Source organism: Mesorhizobium sp. M4A.F.Ca.ET.050.02.1.1 (assembly GCF_003997725.1).
Taxonomy (GTDB): domain Bacteria; phylum Pseudomonadota; class Alphaproteobacteria; order Rhizobiales; family Rhizobiaceae; genus Mesorhizobium.
The window spans coordinates 1-1,844 of sequence record NZ_RZSG01001019.1 but is presented as its reverse complement, the minus strand read 5'-3'; the positions used below and the strand labels follow the sequence as shown (position 1 = coordinate 1,844).

General features: G+C 66.2%; 1 protein-coding gene. It reads right to left on the bottom strand.

The window, feature by feature from the left end:
- Positions 1-100 precede the first annotated feature (100 nt).
- Positions 101-1,546: a LuxR C-terminal-related transcriptional regulator gene (locus EOA33_RS34445; RefSeq protein WP_127407629.1), complete on the bottom strand. Its 1,446-nt coding sequence runs from the start codon at positions 1,544-1,546 to the stop codon at positions 101-103.
- Positions 1,547-1,844: the final 298 nt, after the last annotated feature.

The window sequence follows — 1,844 nt, the reverse complement described above, 5'->3', positions numbered from 1 at the left end:
CACTTAGCTTCGCTAAGATGTTGAAATCGCTCTCTCCCCCACAAGGGGGGAGATAGGCGCCTCAACCCCTGACCTCCTCACTGCCCGGCCTTTCTCCCCCTCAGCCCAGCCCCGCCAGCTTCGCCGCATCCCGGATGGCCCTAACGGCCTCCGGGTTGGTCACGGGATAGCCCGAGATGAAACCCTCGACGGAAAAGTCGGGGAACTCGGCCGCGAGCCGCGCCACGAATCCGGCGGCCTCGGCGCTCTCGCCCGACGCCGCATGGGAAAGCGCCAGGAACATCAGCACATTGGGCGAGTCCGGCGTGCTTCGGCGCAAGGCCGCGATGGCTTCCCGGTGCCTGCCGGCGCAGAACAGGACGCGGCCCTGCATGCCGAAATACCAGGGCGGGGCGAGCGGGTTGAGACGCATGGCGCGCTCGATGAGCGGGATCGCCTCGGCCGGATCGCCTGCGACCAGCGCCTTGCTGCCGGCAAGCAGCGCCAGCGTGTCTGCATGGTTGGGGCCACATTCGTAGGCTCTTTTGTAGGCGCGCTCCGCGGCATCGAGGTCGCCGAGGCATCCCATGAGATCGCCGAAGCAGTTGCAGGCGCTGCTGTCGAAGGGATCGAGCCGGATCGCATTTTCGACCGCCGCGCGCCATTTCTCGATCGATGCCCGCGGATCGCGGCCAAAGCAGTTGCCGGCTTCGATCGAATAGGCGTAGGCGAGCTCGGTCCAGGCCCTGACCAGCGTCGGGTCGAGTTCCAGCGCGCGTGAAAACAGCCGGATCGCTTCCGCGTTGCCGGCGCGGCTGAAGGTGTTGTGCTGCTCGACGCCAAGCAGATAGAGATCATAGGCGCGCAGGCTGGCCGGCGGCTTGCGGCGAACCGCGTTGCGCCCGATCGTGGCGATCGTCCCGAAACAGCCGGCGAGCACATTGATGACGCTTTCGGTCAGACTGTCCTGCAGCGCGAAGATGTCCTCGACCGGACGGTCGTAGCGCTCACTCCACAGGCTGAGGCCGCTTCCCGCGTCGGCAAGCTCCATCGTCAGCCGCACCCGCCGGTCGTCGGCGCGTAGCTGGCCCGACACGATGTAGGCGGCGCCCAGCGCCTTGCCGTCAGCGGCGAAGTCGGCCGGCTTGCTGCCCAGCGCCTTCATGGTGTGGAAGGCGATGACCGGAAGGCCCGCGTAGCGCGCAAGGTCGACGGTGATGTCCGACGACAGGCCGTTGGCGAAGCGGCGCCAGCGCTCTTCATCGCTCAGGCATTCGATCGGGAATATCGCCAGCACCGGCGAAGCGCCGGGCAAGGCCGACGGCTTGTCCGGCGGCAAGCTGGCAATGCCATTGAGGTGCGCGGCAAGCGCCACTTTGTTGCGCACGCCGAGCTTCTCGTAGATCGCGGCGAGATGGGTGCGCACGGTCGATGGCGCGATGAACAGCGCCTCGCCGATCTGGCGATAGGTCAGGCCAGCCGCGAATTTCTCCGCCACGGCGCGCTCGCGCTCGGACAGCGCCGGCGAAGACGCTGAAGAGGTGGCCGCTGTCGCGTTGTGGTTCATGCCGATTCCCTGCCCGCGGACGTGCGCACTATCAACGCCTGCCGTGGCAAAATACTACAAATGCAGGACCTAAAACACCGCATCTGGCCGATCCCCTCGCAGGCGCACCGGGTGCAAGCTCCCTTGCAGCGAGAGGCTGCAATCACGGGAGGTTTCCATGCGGAGCGTTTCCATAGGACTGGCGTGCGCGATCCTGGGCTTTTCTTCCCCGTCGCCGTCATTGGCCAGCGGCTGCAGGCAGATGCTGGAATCGGACGTGAAAATCGCCAGCATGCGCCTCTATGCCGACATACTGGCC